The sequence below is a fragment of the Stenotrophomonas sp. ATCM1_4 genome (assembly GCF_004348115.1).
Lineage (GTDB): Bacteria > Pseudomonadota > Gammaproteobacteria > Xanthomonadales > Xanthomonadaceae > Stenotrophomonas > Stenotrophomonas capsici.
Window position 1 is genome coordinate 3,440,380 of sequence record NZ_QPFB01000001.1, and the last position, 20,962, is coordinate 3,461,341.

The following is a 20,962-nucleotide window of genomic DNA, read 5'->3' on the forward strand; positions in this document are numbered from 1 at the left end:
CGCCGGCACAAGGCCGGCGTTCCCGATCAATCACAGCCGATGGCGATCAGCCGTTCCACTTGCCCAGCGCCGCCTGGCCGTTTTCCTTGGCGCGCTCGAACACGGTCTTCTGTGCGGCGGCGTAGTTGCCCTTCATGTCCTTGGCCCACAGCTTCAGCGCGGCCTGCTGCATGGCGCGGCCGTAGGAGAAGCTCAGCGGCCACGGCAGGTTGCCCAGCTGGTTCATGGCGTTGAGGTGCGCGGTGGACTGCTCGTCGCTCTGGCCACCGGACAGGAACACGATGCCCGGCATGATGGCCGGCACGGTCGACTTCAGGCACATCACGGTCGACTCGGCCACTTCCTCCACGTCCACCTGCTCGTCGCAGGTCTTGCCCGGGATGACCATCGAGGCCTTCAGGATGGTGCCTTCCAGCACCACGTTCTGCTGGTACAGCGCATCGAACAGCGAGCGCAGGGTGGCTTCGGTGACTTCGTAGCAGGTCTCGATGTCGTGGTCGCCGTCCATGATCACTTCCGGCTCGACCATCGGCACCAGGCCGCATTCCTGGCACAGGGCGGCATAACGGGCCAGCGCATGGGCGTTGGACTCGATGCAGGTGCCCGACGGCATGCTCTCGCCGATGTTGATGACCGCACGCCACTTGGCGAAGCGGGCGCCGAGCTTGTAGTACTCCTGCAGGCGCTCACGCAGGCCGTCCAGGCCTTCGGTGACCAGCTCGCCCGGGCAGCCGGCCAGCGGGTGCGCACCCTTGTCGACCTTGATGCCCGGGATCATGCCGTTGTCGGCCATGTACTTGGCGAACGGCACGCCGTCCTTGGTCGACTGGCGGATGGTTTCGTCGTACAGGATCGCGCCGGAGATGTGCTCGTTGAGCTTGGGCGTGGTCAGCAGCAGCTCGCGATAGGCACGGCGGTTCTCTTCCGTGTTCTCGATGCCGACGCTGGCAAAGCGCTTGGCAATCGTGCCGGTGGATTCGTCGATGGCGATGATGCCCTTGCCCGGTGCGACCATTGCCTGGGCGGTTTCAGCCAGCAGTTCGATGCTCATTGAGTTTCCTGTAACAGGGGTGCGGGAAGACCCGGATTATAGCCCGGCCCGCTCGCGAGCTGTCCGCCCGCAAGGTCTGGAACCGGTTTCAATCCGCCCTGTCAGGACAAATCTTGTCCGCCCCGATCAGCTTCCTGACCGGGGCGTTGTCTCACGCCCGCGCGATCAGAGTTCGCCCAGGCCGCTGGCGCGACCGTCCGCACCCACTTCGAGCAGGCGCAGCGTGTTGGTGGCGCCGTGGGTTTCCATGTGCTCACCACTGGTGAACACCACGCGGTCACCGGCTTCCAGCTGTCCGGCCTCGACCAGCAGGCGGATGCTGCCACGCGCGGCTTCGCGCGGGGTCAGGCCACGGCTGTCGAAGTTGATCGGGAACACATCGCGCATCAGCGCCATCTGGCGGCGTGCACCGTCATGGCGGGTGACCGCGTAGATCGGCGCCTTGGCACGGAAGCGCGACAGGTAACGCGCGGTGCCACCGGATTCGGTCATCGCCACGATGGCGCGCACGCCCACGTGCTGGGACAGGAACATGGTGGCCATGGCGATGGCCTGGTCGGCGCGCTCCAGGTTGCGCGGCGAGGCGTTGAAGTCGGTTTCGGTCTGGAACTGGCGCTCGGCGCCCAGGCAGATGCGGGCCATCGCCTCGACCGCCTTGACCGGGTAGGCGCCGGCCGCGGTTTCGGCCGACAGCATCACCGCATCGGTGCCGTCGATGACCGAGTTGGCCACGTCCAGCACTTCGGCGCGGGTCGGGATCGGGCTTTCCACCATCGACTGCAGCATCTGCGTGGCGGTGATCACCACCTTGTTCTGCGCCAGCGAGGCCTTGATGATCTTCTTCTGCAGGCCCGGCAGCTCGGCATCGCCGATTTCCACGCCCAGGTCGCCGCGGGCCACCATCACCACGTCGCTGGCCTCGACGATCTCCTCCAGGTTCTCGATGGCTTCGGTGCGCTCGATCTTGGACACCAGCGCCGCGTCACAGCCATGCTGCTGGGCGATCGCGCGTGCGTCGTTCATGTCCTGCGCATTGCGGCAGAACGAGACGGCGATGAAGTCCACGCCGATCTTGGCGACGATGCCGATCAGTTCCTTGTCACGCTCGGTCAGCGCGCCCAGCGACAGGCCGCCGCCCTGCTTGTTCAGGCCCTTGCGGTCGGACAACACGCCATCGTTGAGCACGGTGTTGATGATGCGCTCGCCCTGCACTTCGACCACCTGCAGCTGCATCAAGCCGTCATCGAGCAGCAGGACGTCACCCGGACCCACGTCCTGCGGCAGCCCCAGGTAGCTCACGCCCACCTGGCTGGCATCGCCTGACGGCGCGCTGCTGCTGGCGATCAGGTCGAAGCGGTCGCCCGCCTTGAGCGTGACCTTGCCTTCGGCAAAGCGTTCGATGCGGATCTTCGGGCCCGGCAGGTCGGCCAGGATGCCCACTTCCACGCCCACGCGCTGCGCGGCGGCGCGGACCTCGGCGGCGCGCTTGGCCTGGCCGGACGGATCGCCGTGGGAGAAGTTCAGGCGGACCACGTTGACGCCAGCGCGGAACAGCTCATCCAGTACCCCTGGCGCATCGGTGGCAGGGCCGAGGGTGGCAAGAATCTTGGTGCGGCGCTGACGTTCAAGCATTGTGCGAAGTCTCCCTATCGAAGCCGCCGAAAGTAGCACATCCATTGCATGACAACGATGTCGCATACGATTTCATAAGACACTTTCTGCACTGTCCCAAAGACAGCTGGGACAGCCTGTCTGGACATACCGTACGGTATGACAACGCGGGTCCCATCGCTGTCCCGAACTGCATGCACCGGGAACATGATGGCGCAATGATGCGGCGATGTCCGGGCCGCTGCGTGGCGGAGAAGGGACATCCCCACCGGACAGACGGGACAGGCTGCGCCGTGCCAGCGGGCGGAACGCAACGCCCCGGGGGAACCCTGCCCTGGAACGCACAGGCCCCGCGAAGCGGGGCCTGTGCGTTCGTTCAACCGTGCAGTACCGCAGCCAGTTCGTCCGGCGTCTCCGCCAACCGCCCTGCCCCGGCGGCGAGCAGTTCCTCGCGGCCGCCGAACCCCCACAGCACACCGACATTGCGCATGCCGTGGTGACGCGCGCCTTCGATGTCCATGCGGCGGTCACCGATCATCCAGCATTGCGCCGGCGCCAACGACAGCCGCTGCAGGGCCTCGGCGATCAACTGCGGCTTGTCGCTGCGCGAGCCGTCCGGCGTGGCACCGATGACGTCCTCGAAGCAACCGCCAAACGGCAGGTGCTCGATGATGCGCTGGGCATGCGGTTCGTTCTTGGCGGTGACCACGGCCAGGCGATGCCCGGCCGCGTGCAGGCCCTGCACGACCTCACCGATACCGGCGTAGATATCGTGCTCCTGCCAGCCAAGCACTTCGAAGCGCTCGCGGTACAGCTCCACTGCCTGCTCCACGCGCTGCACATCGTTGAACAGCGGGCCGAAACTGGTGCGCAGCGACGGGCCGATCCACTTGCGCAACTCGGCCTCCGGCGGCACCGGTTGCTGCATCTTCTCCAGTGCGTAGGCCACGCAGCGGGTGATCCCGACGGCCGAATCAATCAGCGTGCCGTCCAGATCGAAGAAGAACACATCCCGGCTCACTGGCCGCGGGCCTCCAGCGCGGCCACCGCCGGCAGGGTCTTGCCTTCCAGGAACTCCAGGAACGCGCCGCCGCCGGTGGAGATGTAGCTGACTTCCTTGGCGATGCCGTACTTGTCCACGGCGGCCAGGGTGTCACCACCGCCGGCGATGGAGAATGCCTGCGAGCTGGCGATGGCGCGGGCCAGTGCCTCGGTGCCCTTGCCGAACGCGTCGAACTCGAACACGCCAACCGGGCCGTTCCAGACCACGGTGCCGGCCTTGGCGATCAATGCGGCGTACTGCTCGGCGGTCTTCGGGCCGATGTCCAGGATCATGTCATCGGCACCCACCGCATCGACCGCCTTGACCGTGGCCGGCGCGTCGGCGGCGAACGCCGGTGCGACCACCACGTCGACCGGCAGCGGGATTTCGGCGCCGCGCGCCTTGGCCGCGGCGTCGATGTTGCGCGCGGTGTCGAGCAGGTCGTTCTCCACCAGCGACTTGCCCACGCCATGGCCTTCGGCGGCGATGAAGGTGTTGGCGATGCCGCCACCAACGATCAGCTGGTCCACCTTGCTCACCAAGCTGGACAGCAGTTCGAGCTTGGTCGACACCTTGGAACCGGCGACGATGGCCAGCAGCGGACGGGCCGGGTTGGCCAACGCCTTGTCCAGCGCATCTAGCTCGGCCATCAACAGCGGGCCACCGGCGGCAACCGGTGCGAAGCGGATCACGCCATGCGTGGACGCCTGCGCACGGTGCGCGGTGCCGAAGGCATCCATCACGAACACGTCGCACAGTGCGGCGTACTTCCTGGACAGCGCCTCGTCATCCTTGCCCTCGCCCACGTTCATGCGGCAGTTTTCCAGCAGCACGATTTTGCCCGGGGCCACATCCACACCATCCACCCAGTCCTTGACCAGCGGCACGTCCACGCCCAGCAGCTCGGACAGCCGCCTGGCGACCGGTGCCAGCGAATCGGCCTGGCTCCACACGCCTTCCTTCGGGCGCCCCAGGTGCGAGGTGACCAGCACCGCGGCGCCCTTTTCCAGCGCCAGCTTCAGCGTCGGAAGCGAGGCAGTGATGCGCTGCTCGGAGGTGATCCTGCCATTCTCGTCGATCGGCACGTTCAGATCCTGGCGGATCAGGACACGCTTGCCGGAAAGATCGAGGTCGGTCATGCGAACGATGGACATGGCAGTATCTGCTCCGCAGGGGGTAGGAAACCCCCATTTTCGCCCGCCCCGGCAACCGGGGCAAACCCGGGATTCGTTACCGATGCAGATACCGCTGCCCCAACCTGAACTGCACAGCAGCCGCCTGCGCCTGCGCGAGGTCCGCCAGGACGACGCCGCGGCGCTGTACGACATCCATTCCGACCCGGTGGTGATGCGCTACTGGAGCTACCCGGCCTGGACCGAACTGGCACAGGCCGAGCAGAAAGTGGCCGACATCCTGAGCCAACGGCGCGAGCAGGAAATACTGATCTGGGCGATCGCGGACAAGGCGAGCGACCAGTTGATCGGCACCGCCGTTGCCTTCGCGCTGAACCGCGACCAGGGCCGCGCCGAGATCGGCTACAGCCTGCGCCGTGACCGGCAGGGGCAAGGGCTGGCAGTGGAAGCGATGCGGCTGATCGTGCCCTACCTGTTCGATGTGCTTGAACTGCGGCGGCTGGAAGCGGACATCGACCCACGCAACGCAGCCTCGTGCCGGCTGGTGGAAAAGCTTGGCTTCGTGCGCGAAGGCGTGCTGCGTGAGCGCTGGCACGTCAACGGCGAGATCACCGATACGGCGCTGTATGGGCTGCTGGAACGGGACTTCAGGCGCGGGGAATGAATCGCAACGCGCCGATGCGATGCTTCATGGCGCTGCGGCTGCTGCGGGAGGGTAGCCTTCAGAAGCAAAAGCCCTGCGATCCAGCAAACCGGCAAGCGCCACCTCTCACTGCTTTCCGGCCTGACCACTGCGGATCAGGCTGAGCGCGAACCCGGCCACCACCAACGCCCCCAACACCAGCACGGCCCATAGCACGAGGTTCTTCCAGTCGCGCGGCGTCTGAGCCGGCTGGTACGCCGCATCACCTGCGCGCTGCGCCTGTGCCCCCAGGCTTGCCGCAACCGGTTGCCACTGCTGGCCGTTGCGTGCGCGCAGCGCATCCAGCATCGGGTCGAGCGCGGCCTGCGCCTGGCCCACGTTCGCGCTGCCCGCCACCAGCAGGTACGGCGCCCTGCCCTGCGTCAGGAACATCACGCTGCCCGGGCGGTAGCCCAATCGCAGCTCCGGGGCCTGCGCCGGCTCCGAACCGGGCTCTGCCTGCAGGCGCCATTCGCGGTCCGTAACCGTCCCGGAGGTCTCCAGCGGGGCCGAGCGCTGCTGCTGGCCGCCTTCGCTCAGGTTCCACGCATTCCAGCCCTGGGTCAGGGTCTGCCAGTGCGGGGTCTGGCCGTCCGCGCCGGTGCGGTCCAGATCGCGACTGGAAACCGTCCAGCTCACCGCACTGTTGGCCGGCATCACCACATCCAGCCGCTGCACCGGCAGGCGTCCCTTGAGCGTGTACAGATAGCCGTCACGGGCGTTGCCACCGGATTGCGCCTGCAGGACCTGCCATTGCCAGTCGCCGGCGTCGACCATGTCGGCCATCTCACCGCGCAGGCCGCGCAGGGCCGGCGCACCGTGCCGCTGCAGTGGCACCAGCCGCAGGTAGCGCAGGCCGCTCTCGACCTTGATGGTGGTGTTGCGCAGGGCACGGCCCTGGTTGTTCAACTGCACCAGCCGCACCTGCGGATCCAGCACCTGCCAGCCGCGCAGGTCATCGCTGCCTTCCAGGCGGTAACCCAGGTCGAGCGTTGCCGAGGGGTCCGCCCAATCAACCTGCAATGCACGCAGCTTGCCGGCATCCTTGTCCAGGTCCACCAGCCACACCGGATCGGCACTACCCGCTTCTCCGGCCCGTGCCACCGAGTTGCGGATGGACAACACCTTGCCGCCGCCGTCCCGCTCGACCACCACGTTCAGGTCATCATCCGCCGTCGCTGCGGACACCGGCAGCGCGAACCAGGACAACTCCACCGTGCGCAGCGGTGCGGACAGCGGCATGGCCGCTGCGTACACCGCGCTGGCCACCGGCTTGCCGTCGGCATCGAGCACGCGTACATCACGCAGGTCGCGCCAGTGCGCGGCAGCATACACGGAGGCATCCAGCGGCACCCGGTACGCGCCCGCGTCCGGCTGGGACAACTGCAACGGCCATTGCCGGGCGAAATCGTCGGCAGCCTGCGCGCCCATCGGCAACAGGGCCAGCCACAGCAGACGCTTGATCATGCGGATACTTCCTCGTTGTTGTTCGTCGCTGCCGCGCGTCGCGGCGGTGCCGGGGCCAGCCAGCCCACCAGGGTGCACAGCAGGCCATAGGCGATGAACGCGCCAATACCCAGCAGGTCGCCGAGGTTGCCACGATCGACCAGCAGCAGCTTGGCCAGCACCACGCCCATCAGGATCGCGCCGGCCAGCCACAGCCCCCATTGCCCGCGCCGCGAGCCGGATACCCAGCCCACCACGCCCAGCAGGCTCCACACCACGGTCAGGCTGGTCTGCGCCAGCTGGGTGCCGAGCAGACGATCACTCCACGGCTCGCCGCCCCACTGGTGCACGGCGCGCAGGGTCATCACCGTCACCAGCACCAACGCGGCGACGGCCATCCCCACCAGCTGCGCCGGCGGCGCATGTCCGTCACGGCCCTGCCACACGCGCATGGCGACCAGCACCAGCACTGCAACCTCGGCCAGTTCCAATGGATTGAACAGCACGATCCAGGGCAACGGCGCGGCGCTGCCGGCGCTGGCCAGCGAGCCCAGCCACCACAGGCCAAGCACGCCGAACACCGCCGCCTGCAATGCCAGGCGGTAGCGATCGAAAGCCTCGCCCAACGGTTGCGCCAGCCAGTTCCAGCGACGCATCGACACCAGGCCGAGCAGCAACCAGGGCGATGCCAGCAGCAGCCCGACCCAGCCTTCGGCCAGCGTGAAACGCTCGCCGATGTGCCAGGCCAGCAGCGACAGCACGGTCGGCCACAACAGCCACCACGCCAACTGCGCCAGGCCCACGATCACGCCGCTGCCGGCACGCAGGCACAAAAGACTGCGGATGCCGAGCACCGCGAACACCAGCCAGGCCCAGAGCCCGTAACCGGCAAACGGCTGGCCGTAGTTGTCGACCTGCAGGAACGCCAACGGGAACGCGACCACCAGGCATCCCAGCGTGGTCAACGACAACAGCAGGGCCGGCGCACGCCGCTGTACTTCGGCGGCCAGCCAACCGGTCACGCCAAACACCAGCAAGACCACGTGCAGACGGCTGCTCCACGCCACATGCTGGTCGTTCTCGCGGAGCAGGTTGCCCAACCACCAGAGCAGGCCCCAGCCGTAGGCAGCGATGGCCACCGGCAGGCGGCCTGCACCGCGGTACAACCAGGCGGTGGCCAAGCCAGCCAGCGCGATCAGCAACGCCCCCATGAAGGTCGCGTTGGCGATGCCCAGGGTGCCGTCGCCATAGGCATTACCCGCACCGACGAGCAGTGCGCCGCCGGCCAGCACTTGCAGGCCGATACCCGTCCAGCGCGCGAGCCTGCGCTCCTGCATGAGCCCCAGCCACACCAGGCCGGCCCCCTCCAGCGCGAACACCGAAGCGGTGACGCGCGCTGACAAGGCCAGCGGCACCGCCAACGTCGCAAAACCCACCGCCAGGATCGCGTAACCGCGCGCCAGCACGTCCAGGCGCTCCTTGTGGATCAGCGCCTTGGCCAGCAGCGCATACACCACCGCAACGCCCAGCGCGCACAACGCCAGCGGCATGCGCTCGCCCTGCAGCAACCCGGCCTGCAGCGAGAACGCGATCAACGGCGTGCCGAACAACAGGCAACCATCGATGCGCGCGCTGCCCGGCGTGCTTGCCTTGCGTGCATACAGCAAGGGCAGCAGCAGGTAGAACACGAAGAACAGCACCAGGAACGGCTGGGTGCTGTTGAACTTGGCCGGTGCGTACTGCAGCACGCCCCACAGCGTGCCGATGCCCCAGGTGAAGGCGAAGCCCAGCAGGTTGAGGATGCGCCACGGGCGTACCCAGGCGATGGCGAAGATGCCGGCGTTGAGCAGCGCGTAGTACGAGAACAGGCCCACGTGGTTGCCACTGTTGCTGGACAGCCAGATCGGCGCCATGAACCCGGCCAGCACCCCCAGGATGGCGAGCGTGCGTGACTCCTGCAGCACCGCCATCACCGACAGCCCGGCGATCAACACCACGCTGATCAGGAACGCGGGCACCGCGTCGATGAAGCCGTAGATCTTGAACGCCGCAAACACGGTCAACAGCAATATGCCGATGCTGCCCCCCTGCAGCGCCAGGGCGAATGTCCGGTGGCTTTCACGCTTGCGCCAGGCGAAGACCAGCCCGGCCAGGGCCGCCACACTGACCGCCACCAGGCGCATCTGCGCGGAGATGCTCACCCAGCCCTGGTCACTGGCGTACTTGAGCAACGCCGCGACACCGGCCAGCAACACCAGCATGCCCACCTTGACTGGCACATTGCCGCTGGTGAACCACTGGCGGACACGTTCGATGCCACGTTCGATGAAATTGGGCCCGGAGGGCGCGGCCGGCGCGCGTCTCGGCTCCGGGGTTGGTTCCGGGATCGGCTCGACCGGTGCCGCAGACACGCGGACCGGCTCCGGCAAGGGCGGTGGTGCGGGAGCTGCCGACGTTACGTCGACCGGCGGCGCTGCCACGGCCGGCGCCGCTTCGGGGATGGCCTCCGGCAGCTGCGTGGCAGGCTCCTCGAACGCGTCGGGTTGCATCCAGCCGTAGGGCCGCTCTGCCTCGCTCGCGGACGCCGGCTCCTGCGCTGCCAATGCTGCCTCAAGCGCCGTGACCCTGCGCTTGAGCGAGGACACCGACACCAGCGCGATCAACAGCAGCACCGGCATCGCCAGCACCACGATCAGCAGCAGGATCCCGAACAACCACAGTATCTCTTCCATTACCGTCCTTGTACCCCGTCAGGTGCCGCACCACCTTAATCACGCGCTTGGGAAACGCAAGCCGTCACGCGACCACTTCACGCGCAGATAACATCCCTCAGGTCGCTGCAGCCACCGCCTCCCGGGCATCGAAGTCACGGCGCGCCATATCCATCGCCTCCCGGTGTTCATCGGCCCAGTGCAGCAGCGCATCCACCGGCTGCAACAGCGAACGCCCCAGGGCGGTCAAGGCGTAGTCCACCTGCGGCGGCACGGTGGGATGCACCGTGCGGCTGACCAGGCAATCGCGTTCCAGCGCCTTCAAGGTCCGCGCCAGCATCCGCGGCGAGATGCCCTGCAGCTCGCGGCGCAACGCGTTGAAACGCAGCGCCTGCGCCCGCAGGGCGATCACCGCCAGCAGGCTCCAGCGCTCACCGACCCGTTCCAGCAGCAGGCGCATCTGTTGGCAGTACGCCGCCCCCTGCTCGCTGCCGCGCACGGTATCACCGGTGTGAGTAGCTGCCATCAACGTGCCTCCTTGTACCGCCGAACCGTGCGCCCCATCAATAGACCATGCCGATGGCTCGGCCGCCAAGTACGCCGGGCCCCGCGTCCCGCATCCGCGTAAAGGAGTTCCCATGTCCGACCTGATCCTCCGCAACGAGCCGCTCGGCCGCCCCTGGCCCGGCACCGACCCGTTCCTGTTCTGCATGCACCACCTGGACCACTACCCTGCGGCCACCGCCGAGCAGGGCGTGGACATGCGCCAGCTCGGCGGGCGTGAACTGGGCCAGGACTTCAGTGGCAAGGACGGCTGGAGCATGTACCACGGCGTCACCGTGCCCGGTTTCCCTGCCCACCCGCATCGCGGCTTCGAGACCGTCACCATGGTGCCGCAGGGGCTGGTCGACCACGCCGACTCGCTCGGTGCCACCGCGCGCTATGGCGACGGCGACGTGCAGTGGCTCACCACCGGCCGCGGCGTGCAGCACTCGGAGATGTTCCCGCTGCGCGAGCGCGGGCAACCCAACCCGCTGGACCTCTACCAGATCTGGTTGAACCTGCCGCCGCGCAACAAGATGACCGACCCGGAGTTCGTGATGCTGTGGGGCGAACAGATCCCGTGGTACCGCCATGAAGGTGCGGCGGTCAAGGTCGTGGCTGGCCGCTACCAGCCGCAGGAGTCGGCGCAGGCCGCCATCGTGCCGCTGGCGCCGGCGCGCAACTCCTGGGCTGCCAACCCGGACGCCGACGTCGCCATCTGGCAGATCCTGCTGCAGCCGGGAGCGACCTTGACCCTGCCAGCCGCGACCGGCACCGGCACCCGGCGCACGCTGTATGTGCACGGCGGCCAGCAGCTGGAGGTGGATGGCAGCCCCGTGGCCAGCCCCCGCCTGCTGGAAGTCGCCGCCGATGCCACGCTGCCCCTGCACAACACCGGTACCGAACAGGTCCGGATCCTGCTGCTGCAGGGCGTGCCGATCGGTGAACCGGTAGCGGCTTACGGCCCGTTCGTGATGAACACCGCCGGGGAGATCGAACAGGCCCGCCGCGACTATGGGCGCACCCAGTTCGGCGGCTGGCCGTGGCCCAGCTACGGCCCGGTACATCCGGTTGGACAGGGACGCTTTGCCAGGTACCCCGGCAGCGACACCATCGATACACCACCGACCGCCTGATCCCGGCAGCAAGGCACCCTCGCCCGGGCCGGCACGGTGCATTCCCCGCGACGGCGACCATTGATCGACGGCAAAAAGAAAGGGCGCCCTCAAGGCGCCCTTTCCCCATCCACGCAGCGTGCCGGTCAGGCAGCAACCACGCGCACCATTTCCAGGCACTTGTTGGAGTAGCCCCACTCGTTGTCGTACCAGCTGACCAGCTTGACGAAGGTGGAATCCAGCGCGATGCCGGCGTCGGCGTCGAACACCGAGGTGTGGGTCTCGCCACGGAAATCGGTGGCGACCACCTTGTCTTCGGTGTAGCCCAGGATGCCCTTCAGCGCGCCTTCGCTCTGTGCCTTCACTTCGGCGCAGATTTCGGCGTAGGTGGCTTCCTTTTCCAGCTCGACGGTCAGGTCGACCACCGACACGTCCGAGGTCGGCACGCGGAAGCTCATGCCGGTGAGCTTCTTGTTCAGTTCCGGAATCACCACGCCGACAGCCTTGGCTGCACCGGTGGAGGACGGAATGATGTTTTCCAGGATGCCGCGGCCGCCGCGCCAGTCCTTGTTGGACGGGCCGTCAACGGTCTTCTGGGTGGCGGTAGCCGCATGCACGGTGGTCATCAGGCCGCGCTTGATGCCCCACTTGTCGTTGATGACCTTGGCCAGCGGGGCCAGGCAGTTGGTGGTGCACGAGGCGTTGGAGATGATGGCCTGGCCGGCGTAGGTCTTGTCGTTGACGCCGAACACGAACATCGGCGTATCGTCCTTGGACGGGGCCGACAGGATCACCTTCTTGGCGCCCGCATCAATGTGCTTCTGCGCGCTGACCTTGTCCAGGAACAGGCCGGTGGATTCGATGACGACATCGACGCCGACTTCGTCCCACTTCAGGTTGGCCGGGTCGCGTTCCTGGGTCAGGCGGATCTTCTTGCCGTTGACCAGCAGGTCCTTGCCGTCGACCGCAACGTCGGCCTTGAAGCGGCCGTGCACGGAGTCGTACTTGAGCATGTAGGCCAGGTAATCCGGCTCGAGCAGATCGTTGATGGCCACGATCTCGATGTCGTTGCCGAAGTTCAGCACTGCCGAACGCAGCACGTTGCGTCCGATGCGCCCGAAACCGTTGATGCCGACCTTGATTGCCATGTTCACAAGCTCCTGCAGCCGCAAGCCCGTTGCGGCGGGGGTTGAAAGGGGCCGCCATTCTAACAGGAGCGGCCCCCCGGCCGTGGCGCTGCGGGGAGCGCGGCCAGATGACCGCCAGCTGAGTGCAAACAGCTGTTTGATCAGGATCAAAGCGCCTCGGCGGTGCGCCCCGGACACTGGCGCCACCTCCACCACGTAACGGAATTACAACATGCGCAAGACCTCCGCCCTGTTGCTCTCCGGCCTGGCCGCCGCCATGGCCCTGGCCGCCGCTCCCGCCATGGCCCAGTCCAAGGGTGACTGGACGCTGGGCGTCGGCGTGCACGCCGTCGACCCGAAGTCCGATGCCGGTGACCTCAACGGCGCCGCCCTGGGTCTGGGCGCCCTGCCGACCAAGGTCGACAGCAGCGTCCGCCCGACCGTCACCTTCGAGTACTTCGTCGCCGACAACGTGGGCATCGAAGTGCTGGGCGCCCTGCCGTTCAAGCACGAAATCAGCATCGACGGCGTCGGCAAGGTCGGCGAGACCAAGCAGCTGCCGCCGGTCGTCTCGCTGCAGTACCACTTCGCCAACAGCAGCAAGGTCACCCCGTTCGTCGGCCTGGGCGTGAACTACACCAAGTTCTTCAGCACCGACAGCAAGGGTGCCCTGGCCGGCACCAAGCTGAAGCTGGAGGACTCCTGGGGCCTGGCCGCGCACGCGGGCCTGGACTTCGCGCTGAGCGAGAAGGGCGCGCTGCGCGTGGACCTGCGCTGGGCCGACATCGACTCCAAGGTCAAGGTCAACGGCAACACGCTGGGGACCGCCAAGGTCGACCCGCTGGTCTACGGCATGGCCTACGTCTTCAAGTTCTGAGCCACGCCGGAACCTGCCGTACCCACGCCCTCCCGGCCTCGCCGGGAGGGCGTTCTGCCATGAACGGCATGCTGCCCGGCCATCGGCTGCCGCTAGAATGCGCCGATGAACAAGCCGTACCGACTCTCCGTTTCCCTCCTGGCTGTCGCCTTCACCGCCCTGCTGCCCGGCCACGCCCTTGCATGGGGCGCACAAGGCCATCGACTGGTCGCGCGCGTGGCCGAAACCCGCCTGGACCCGCAGGCCAGGGCCGAGGTGGAACGCCTGCTGGCCACCGAACCCGGCGCCACGCTGTCCAGCATCGCCCCGTGGGCCGATGACCTGCGTTCGCAGGACCCCGGCCTGGGCCGCCGCTCGGCCGGCTGGCACTACATCAACATGGCCGAGGAAGGCTGCGACTACGACCCGCCCAAGCACTGCCCGAACGGCAACTGCGTGGTCGAAGCACTCAAGGCGCAGGCGCAGATCCTGGCCGACCCGAGCAAGTCCGACGCCGAGCGCCTGCAGGCGCTGAAGTTCGTCGTGCATCTGGCCGGCGACGTGCACCAGCCCATGCATGCCGGCTACGGCCATGACCGCGGTGGCAACACCTACCAGTTGCAGTTCAACGGACGCGGCACCAACCTGCATTCGGTGTGGGACAGCGGCATGTTCTACCCGCTGCAGTTGAACGACGACCAGTTCCTGGAACGGCTTGAAGCCCTGCCCGCCCCGCGTGACGTCGGGCGCCCGCAGCTGCAGCGCGATGCCACGCGCTGGGCCGAGCAGTCCTGCAGGCTGGCCACCCGCAAGGGCGTGTACCCGGACACCCGCAAGGTCGGCGAGGAGTACGCCGCCACCTGGCGCCCCGTGGCCGAAGCGCAGGTCCGCCTGGCCGGCGAACGCCTGGCGGCCCTGTTGAACGACCTGCTCGACAGGCACTGATCACCAGTGCCCGTTCCCCGGCGGCCGCCCGCCGCCGGGAACATCGCCTCAGCGCACGCCCGACTGGCTGCGCACCACCGTCCTGCCTTCGATCACCTCAAAGGTGAATGCATAGGCCAAGGTCACCGGCACTTCCTCGATGCGCGTCGCGCCGCTGCAGTCATCCGCCGCACGCGGCGATACACCGGCGGGAAAGTGGCACCTTGCCGCCGGCACGAACGTCCACTGCGCGGTGGCGGCCTGGGCCGCCTGCAACAACCGCTGGTTGGCGGGATCGGCACCCGCCGCGCAGGCCGAATGGCCCAGCAGTGGCTCACTGCGCTGCACCTGTCCAGTGGCATCCAGGATCACCTGCACGCACACCGTGGTGGCCGGCAGCGACGGTTGCCGCGGATCCTGCGGCAGCTGCGGCGACGGCACCTGCACCGGCCGGGGCATGCGGAAGCCCTCGCTCGCCGCCAGCGTATAGGCATTGACCGACCCACCTGCCGCGCCGCTTTCCGGTACCAGCAGCCGCCGGTCGACGCTGTAGCTCGACGCTTCACGTTCCTGGACGACCGCGTGGCCAGCACAGCCGGACAGCACCAGCGCCAGTACGGCACCTCTCCCCCCGCGCATGCTCAGCCCTCCGTCGCGTCGTCGGTGTGGGTCACCTCTTCGTCGAGGTCAAACCAGATCGGCACGCGCACCTTGCCGGCAACCGCCAGCCCGTCCCGGCGCGCCGGGGTGAAGCGCCATTGCCGAGCGGCGGTGATCGAGGCCGCATCGAATACACCTTGCGGTCGCGACTGCACCACCGTGACGTCCGTGGCCGTGCCATCGGCCGCCACCTCGATCTCCAGCACGACCTTGCCACTGATGCCCTGATCCATCGCATCCAGCGGATAGGATGGCGGCGCCTGCTGCTTGCTGATCACCACCACCTCGGCATCCCTGGCCGTCGCCACCGGAGAAGCACGCATTTCCAGCGCCCATACCGAACGGCCGTCCGGCGTGGAGACCTGGATGCCAGCGGGCACCTCGGCGTTCATCAACAGCATCGGCGAGGACACCAGCACGCCATCGGCCTTCAGGCTCCCGCTCAGGCGAAGCGACTTACCCTCCGGTTGCAGGGTGAACTCGCCGATCCAACCCACGCCCTTCTCCGAGGTCATGCGGAATGAGAACGGCTGTCCCAGTGGCTGGCGCAGCTCAAAGGTCTGCCGCGTGCCATCGAGCGTGGCGGTCACCGCCACGCCATACAACGACAGCGGCGCCGCCTCCGTGCTGCGCGCCGGCTGTGCCGCCCATGCCGCGTACCCCAGGCCCGAGGACAACAGTGCCGATACCACCAGCATCGTCGCCCACTGCTTCTTTCCGGGTACGGGTCGCTTCAGCATGGCAATGCGCTCCTTCAATGGATGGTGGTCGTGCCAATGGCAACCCACAGGCAACGGGGACAACGCCAGCCCGGTTTTCAGCATGGCGTTGCCGTAGCTGCGACGTGCGCCACGGCTGCCGGCGATGACGCGCTCATCGCAGGAAAACTCCTGATCCTCGCGGCAGCACCGCACGGCCAGTGGCAACAGCGGGTTGAACCAGTACAGGCAGCGCAGCGCGGCCCACAATGCGTTGATGAGGATGTCGCCGCGGCGCAGGTGCACCTGCTCATGGCGGACCACCAGCTGCTGTTCAAACCGCTCGTAACGGCGCTCGAAGTCCGCCGGCAGCACGATGCGCGGCCGCAGCACGCCCATCGCCGCCGGCAGGCCGATGGCCCCCTGCGCCTGCCACAGGCCGTCACCGCGGCGCTCGACCGGCCCAAGCCCACGCAGGAAGCGCCGCTGCTGCACCCACAGCCCGGCCGCCATGCACAGCGCACCGGCGGCCCACGCGAGCAACCACGCAACCGGACCAAGTGCCGCCTGGGCCGGCGCCGCCAGCACCTGGGTGACCGGCCCCACCATCGCCGCTGGCAGCATCGGCGTTGCCACGACCTGCGACGCAGGCAGCAGCACTGCCCCCAACGCCACCGGCACCGCCAGCCACAGCAGATACGCCGCGCTGGCCCCGAGCCAGCGGCGCACCGGTCCGCGCAATGCCAGCACCAGCAGCATCGCCGCGCTGCTGGACAGCGTGGTCTTCAGCAGCACCTGCAGCAGCTCAACGCTGTTCATCGTCCAACTCCTCCAGCAGGCGGCGCAGTTCGGCCACGTCCTCGGTGCTGAGCTTGCGGTGCTGGCTGAAATGCGCGACCAGCGGCGCGACGCGACCATCGAACAGGCGATCGATCAGGCTGCGGCTCTCTTCCTGCACCCATGCATCGCGCTGCACGAGCGGCGAGTACAGGTAACGCCGCCCCTCTTTCTCGGCGGCGATGGCGCCCTTGTTGAGAAGGCGGTTGAGCAGTGTCTTCACCGTGGCCTCGGCCCAGTCGTTGCCACCGGGCAGGCGCGCCATCACCTCATCTGCCGAGAGCGGGTGGTCACCCCACAGCACCTGCATCACCACTGCTTCGGCCTCGCTAATCCGGATCATCGTTTACGCCTGTAAATTTTGTTCGATTACACGAGTAAACGAATCCCCTGTCAAGCGTCCACAGGGGGATTCAGGCCCTGCGTGCTGTAATGCAGCCGACCACGCAGGAACCGTGCCCATGCCGCAACACCTGACCGATCTGGATGCTGCCGTCGACTGGCTGCTGGCCCGTGTCGACGGCCCGCTGCGCATCGCCGCACCGCTGGCATTGGGCAAACCACATCGCCTGCTCAACCAGCTCTACGCGCGCATCGAGAACGATGCGGCGCGCCCGCTGCAGCTGTACACCGCGTTGTCGTTGAATCCGCCGATGGCCCAGGGTGATGGGCTGGAGGCGCGCTTCATGCGTCCGTTCGTCGAGCGCCACTTCGGCACGGATTTCCCGCGCCTGGCCTACGCCGATGCGATCCGCCGCGACGCCCTGCCCGCCCATGTACAGGTGGAGGAGTTCTACATGCAGTCCGGCGCCCTGCTCGGTTCACGGCAGGCCCAGTGCGGCTACACCAGCCTCAACTACACGCATGCCGCCGATGCGGTGGCACAGCGCGCACCGCATGTCATCGTACAGAAGGTGGCATTCCGCGAAGGCAACCGGCGGCTGTCGCTGTCCTGCAACAACGACATCACCCAGGACACGCTGGACGCCATCGCCCGCCGCGGCCTGCCGCGCCCCCTGCTCATCGCCGAAGTGGACCCGCAACTGCCCTGGCTGGGCGGCAGCGCCACGGTGGCCCCGGACTTCTTCGACCTGGTGGTGGTCCCGCCGGGGCCGTATCCGCAACTGTTCGGGCTGCCACGACAACCGGTCAGCGATGCCGACTACGCAATCGGCCTGTATGCCAGCACGCTGGTGCGCGACGGCGGCACCCTGCAGATCGGCATTGGCACCCTGGCCGACGCGCTCAGCCATGCACTGGTCCTGCGGCATACCGACAACGCACGCTACCGGGCCATCATCGACGCACTGGACCCGTCACTGGCCACGCACCCGCTGGTACGCGAAGCCGGGGGCCTGGAACCGTTCGAGGTCGGCCTGTATGGCTGCAGCGAGATGCTCAACGAGGGCTTCCGCGTACTGGTGCAACGTGGCGTGATCCGGCGCAAGGTGCATGAGGACCTGGCATTGATGCAGCGCCTGGCCAATGGCAGCGCCTACACCGCCGACCATGCGACCCTCGCGGCGGAAGGCGAGTACCTGCACGGCGCCTTCTACCTCGGCTCGCCGGAGTTCTACGACTGGCTTCGGCACCTGCCCGAAGAGGAGTGCCGGGCGATCGGCATGCGCCGCATCAGCGAGATCAACCAGCTCTATGGCGGCAATGAGGCACTGGAACAGCTGCAGCGCCGCGACGCGCGCTTCTTCAACTCCTGCATGATGGCCACCGCCCTGGGGGCAGCAGTGTCCGACGCGCTGGAGGACGGCCGCGTGGTATCCGGCGTGGGGGGGCAGTACAACTTCGTGGCGATGGCCCACGCGCTGCCGGACGCGCGCAGCGTGCTGATGTTCCGCGCCGTCCGCGAGGAGGCCGGGAAGCCGGCCTCCAACGTGCGCTGGAACTATGGGCACACCACCATCCCACGTCATCTGCGCGACGTATTCGTCAACGAGTACGGCATCGCCGACCTGCGCCACCGCACCGACGAGGACTGCGTGATCGCCATGGCGGGCATCACGGATGCGGCGTTCCAACCCGCACTGCTCGAACAGGCCAAGGCCAGCGGCAAGCTGGCCACGGACTTCACTGCCCCTCCATCGTGGCGGCGCAATCGTGGCGATACCCTCGCTGCGGTGCTGGCGCCGTTTCGCGCCGATGGCGGCCTGCCGGACTATCCGCTGGGCAGCGATTTCACCGCCATCGAACAGGACCTGCTGCGCGCATTGACCTGGCTCAAGGCCAACACCGCCACCCCCAAGGCCAAGCTGCGCACCGTGGCCGCAGCGCTTACGCAACCGGCCGGCGACAATGATGCGATGTACCTGCAGCGGATGGGATTGGACATGCCCGGCACACTCGGCGACCGACTCAACGCACGAATGCTGCGACTGGGACTGGCCCGCACGCTGCGCGCGGGTTGATGCCACGCGGTACCGTCGGGGGATTACCGTCACTGCCGGCATCCCGGTGAGCTGAAGCGCAACACCATCGTCCCGGGACAGGCCATTCCAGACGTTTCCCATGGCACTGGCATGCCCGCCGGCATTCCATGGAGGTCGTGGCGCCGCCCCGTCGGTGGCCTCACCTGTACCGGAGCCCCATGCCCACATCATCGTGACCCGACATCCGGGCATGCAGGTCGCCGGCAATCCGCAGGCCCTCATCCCGCCCGGCATCTGCGGGACGCGATGAAGGCGCATATCACGCAAGGAGATCCGCCATGTCCCTCGGCATCGAGAAGACCGTCGCATCCGGCATCAACGCTATCGACACGCTCATTTCCTACCGTCAGTGGAGCCTGGACGCGAGCCGCACCATCACCTGGACCATCACCCAGGCCGATGCCGTCTTCTCCAGCGACCCCTACGGCATCCGCGGCGAGCTGCCCTACTTCCGCGCGATTGATGACGCCGCCGACATCGCGGTCATCAACCAGGCGATGGCGGTCTACAGCAGCATCCTGGACATCAACTTCCAGTATGTGGATGAACGCATCGATGGCGAGGCGGTGGTCCGTTTCAATGCCCATGCTGCCCCCTTTGGTGAGTATGCAGGGGGCGGCTGGGCCTACGGCCCCTACAGCCACTCGTGGGGTGGTGATGTCTGGACCTCCTGGCATACCGGCTACAACATGGAATTCACCCTGCACGAAATGGGCCATGTCCTCGGGCTGGACCACCCTGGGCATATCACTGGCCTCCCAGTCGCAGGCTTCACTACGCTGCAGACCGTCATGTCCTACAGCGGCGGCCGGCCCACTGTGATGCTGGATGCCGCAGGGAACTACATCGGACGAGCCAGCACCGATAACCTTGGCATCTACGACATCGCCGCATTGCAGTACCTGTACGGCGCCAACATGACGCACAACGATACCGACACGGTCTATGCCTTCACCCCCGATGCCGGTTTCTACACCACACTATGGGACGGTGGCGGCACCGACACGCTGGACCTGTCAGCGTTCTCGCTGGGCGCGCAGATCAACCTTGCCGAAGGCAGCTACAGCTCCATCACCTATGCCACGCCCGCCGGCGTCAGCTCGCCCCTGCTCTACACCGGCAAGGACTGCATCGGTATCGCCTATGGCACCGTCATCGAAAATGCGATCGGCACGCGCGGTGACGACCTGATCCACGGCAACGCCGCCAACAACGCGCTGCATGGCGGTGACGGCAATGATGCCCTGTATGGCCATGACGGAGATGACCTGTTGGCTGGCGGCGCCGGCAACGACATCCTGGATGGCGGCACCGGCGCGGACCGCATGATCGGCGGTGCCGGCAATGACGTCTACTACGTGGACAACATCAATGATGTCGTCATCGAAGAGGTGAACGGCGGCATCGACACACTCTACACGACCGTTGACAATGGCAATGCGCGCGCATACGCCAATGTCGAGAATTTCCATCTGGTCGATACCGGCGTTACTCGTGCTTTCGTCGGCAACGTGCTGGACAACAGCATCGTTGGCACATCGGCCAAGGACTACCTGATGGGCCATGACGGCGATGACACCCTCATCGGCGGCAAGGGCAATGACGTGCTGTACGGAGGACGCGGCAGCGACACCTTCATCTTCAATCGTGGCGACGGCAGGGACACCCTCATGCCCGGTGAGTTCGATCCCGACGATGTGGATACGCTCCGCTTCGGAAAGGATGTCTCCGCCAATCAGCTCTGGTTCGAACGCGCCCGTGGGACCGACAATCTGACCATCCGGATCATCGGCACCAACGACTCGGTGAAGGTTTCCAGCTACTTCACCCAGAAAGACGCCACCCTTGACCGGGTGCAGGATTCCGTCGGACGTGTACTCGACATCGCCGGCATCGACCGGCTGGTGCAAGCCATGGCCGCGTTCTCGCCACCACCCCTGGGCCAGACCACGCTCCCGGCGAACCAGCAACAGGCGTTGGCACCGGTGCTGGCCGCCGCCTGGGCCTGACCATCGCATCGACGACGATCACTGTTCAACCGTAGTCCAGACACTTCCCATGGCCGGGCATTGCCCGGCCGCTTTA

General features: G+C 67.1%; 17 protein-coding genes. 6 read left to right on the top strand and 11 right to left on the bottom strand.

Annotated features, from left to right (window positions below; all coding sequences use genetic code 11):
• Positions 1-46: 46 nt before the first annotated feature.
• From ATCM_RS15755 to ATCM_RS15770, 4 genes are all read right to left on the bottom strand, one after another.
• Positions 47-1,051 (bottom strand): class I fructose-bisphosphate aldolase, encoded by a 1,005-nt coding sequence (locus tag ATCM_RS15755; protein ID WP_132865427.1) that lies wholly within the window; start codon positions 1,049-1,051, stop codon positions 47-49.
• A 165-nt stretch (positions 1,052-1,216) separates the two neighbouring features.
• Entirely contained in the window at positions 1,217-2,683 is a 1,467-nt protein-coding gene (gene pyk, locus ATCM_RS15760; RefSeq protein WP_132865428.1) for a pyruvate kinase, read from the bottom strand.
• Between the two features lie 355 nt (positions 2,684-3,038).
• Entirely contained in the window at positions 3,039-3,683 is a 645-nt protein-coding gene (locus ATCM_RS15765; protein ID WP_132865429.1) for an HAD hydrolase-like protein, read from the bottom strand.
• Positions 3,680-4,858, bottom strand: a complete 1,179-nt coding sequence (locus ATCM_RS15770) for a phosphoglycerate kinase (RefSeq protein WP_132865430.1) — start codon at positions 4,856-4,858, stop codon at positions 3,680-3,682. Before ATCM_RS15770 ends, ATCM_RS15765 begins: the two co-directional genes overlap by 4 nt.
• Before the next feature lie 82 nt (positions 4,859-4,940).
• Here ATCM_RS15770 and ATCM_RS15775 point away from each other — a divergent pair, with 82 nt between their 5' ends.
• Positions 4,941-5,501, top strand: a complete 561-nt coding sequence (locus ATCM_RS15775; RefSeq protein WP_132865431.1) for a GNAT family N-acetyltransferase — start codon at positions 4,941-4,943, stop codon at positions 5,499-5,501.
• Between the two features lie 105 nt (positions 5,502-5,606).
• Here ATCM_RS15775 and ATCM_RS15780 read toward each other — a convergent pair whose 3' ends face one another.
• The 3 genes from ATCM_RS15780 to ATCM_RS15790 all read right to left on the bottom strand — a co-directional run bounded on the left by ATCM_RS15780 (position 5,607) and on the right by ATCM_RS15790 (position 10,202).
• Positions 5,607-6,986 (bottom strand): DUF3999 domain-containing protein, encoded by a 1,380-nt coding sequence (locus ATCM_RS15780; protein ID WP_132865432.1) that lies wholly within the window; start codon positions 6,984-6,986, stop codon positions 5,607-5,609.
• Positions 6,983-9,697, bottom strand: coding sequence for a DUF2339 domain-containing protein (locus tag ATCM_RS15785; RefSeq protein WP_132865433.1), 2,715 nt, complete (start codon positions 9,695-9,697; stop codon positions 6,983-6,985). The genes ATCM_RS15780 and ATCM_RS15785 overlap by 4 nt, the downstream gene beginning before the upstream one ends.
• 97 nt (positions 9,698-9,794) lie before the next feature.
• Positions 9,795-10,202: a helix-turn-helix domain-containing protein gene (locus tag ATCM_RS15790; RefSeq protein WP_132865434.1), complete on the bottom strand. Its 408-nt coding sequence runs from the start codon at positions 10,200-10,202 to the stop codon at positions 9,795-9,797.
• A 112-nt stretch (positions 10,203-10,314) separates the two neighbouring features.
• Between ATCM_RS15790 and ATCM_RS15795 the strand changes: the two genes are divergently transcribed.
• A complete protein-coding gene (locus ATCM_RS15795; protein WP_132865435.1) occupies positions 10,315-11,355 on the top strand; it encodes a pirin family protein in 1,041 nt (346 codons plus the stop codon).
• Positions 11,356-11,480: 125 nt separating this feature from the next.
• On the opposite strand, the gene gap is transcribed toward ATCM_RS15795, so the two are convergent.
• Positions 11,481-12,482 (bottom strand): type I glyceraldehyde-3-phosphate dehydrogenase, encoded by a 1,002-nt coding sequence (gene gap, locus ATCM_RS15800; protein WP_132865436.1) that lies wholly within the window; start codon positions 12,480-12,482, stop codon positions 11,481-11,483.
• A 211-nt stretch (positions 12,483-12,693) separates the two neighbouring features.
• Between gap and ATCM_RS15805 the strand changes: the two genes are divergently transcribed.
• Together ATCM_RS15805 and ATCM_RS15810 are read left to right on the top strand one after the other, a co-directional pair.
• Positions 12,694-13,338: an OmpW family outer membrane protein gene (locus tag ATCM_RS15805; protein WP_132865437.1), complete on the top strand. Its 645-nt coding sequence runs from the start codon at positions 12,694-12,696 to the stop codon at positions 13,336-13,338.
• 105 nt (positions 13,339-13,443) lie between these two features.
• Complete coding sequence (locus tag ATCM_RS15810; RefSeq protein WP_132865438.1) at positions 13,444-14,262, top strand: S1/P1 nuclease; 819 nt, start codon at positions 13,444-13,446, stop codon at positions 14,260-14,262.
• Positions 14,263-14,310: 48 nt separating this feature from the next.
• On the opposite strand, the gene ATCM_RS15815 is transcribed toward ATCM_RS15810, so the two are convergent.
• From ATCM_RS15815 to ATCM_RS15825, 3 genes are read right to left on the bottom strand one after another with little or no spacing between them, the layout of a single operon-like run.
• Entirely contained in the window at positions 14,311-14,880 is a 570-nt protein-coding gene (locus tag ATCM_RS15815) for a hypothetical protein (RefSeq protein WP_132865439.1), read from the bottom strand.
• A 2-nt stretch (positions 14,881-14,882) separates the two neighbouring features.
• Positions 14,883-16,418, bottom strand: a complete 1,536-nt coding sequence (locus tag ATCM_RS15820; RefSeq protein ID WP_165931200.1) for a TonB family protein — start codon at positions 16,416-16,418, stop codon at positions 14,883-14,885.
• Positions 16,405-16,776: a BlaI/MecI/CopY family transcriptional regulator gene (locus ATCM_RS15825; protein WP_132866204.1), complete on the bottom strand. Its 372-nt coding sequence runs from the start codon at positions 16,774-16,776 to the stop codon at positions 16,405-16,407. Before ATCM_RS15825 ends, ATCM_RS15820 begins: the two co-directional genes overlap by 14 nt.
• Positions 16,777-16,897: 121 nt before the next feature.
• Between ATCM_RS15825 and ATCM_RS15830 the strand changes: the two genes are divergently transcribed.
• Both ATCM_RS15830 and ATCM_RS15835 read left to right on the top strand, forming a co-directional pair.
• The gene (locus tag ATCM_RS15830) at positions 16,898-18,856 is read left to right on the top strand and encodes an acetyl-CoA hydrolase/transferase C-terminal domain-containing protein (RefSeq protein WP_132865441.1); all 1,959 of its coding nucleotides are present in this window, start codon (positions 16,898-16,900) and stop codon (positions 18,854-18,856) included.
• A gap of 299 nt (positions 18,857-19,155) precedes the next feature.
• Positions 19,156-20,886 (top strand): M10 family metallopeptidase C-terminal domain-containing protein, encoded by a 1,731-nt coding sequence (locus tag ATCM_RS15835; RefSeq protein ID WP_132865442.1) that lies wholly within the window; start codon positions 19,156-19,158, stop codon positions 20,884-20,886.
• Positions 20,887-20,962: the final 76 nt, after the last annotated feature.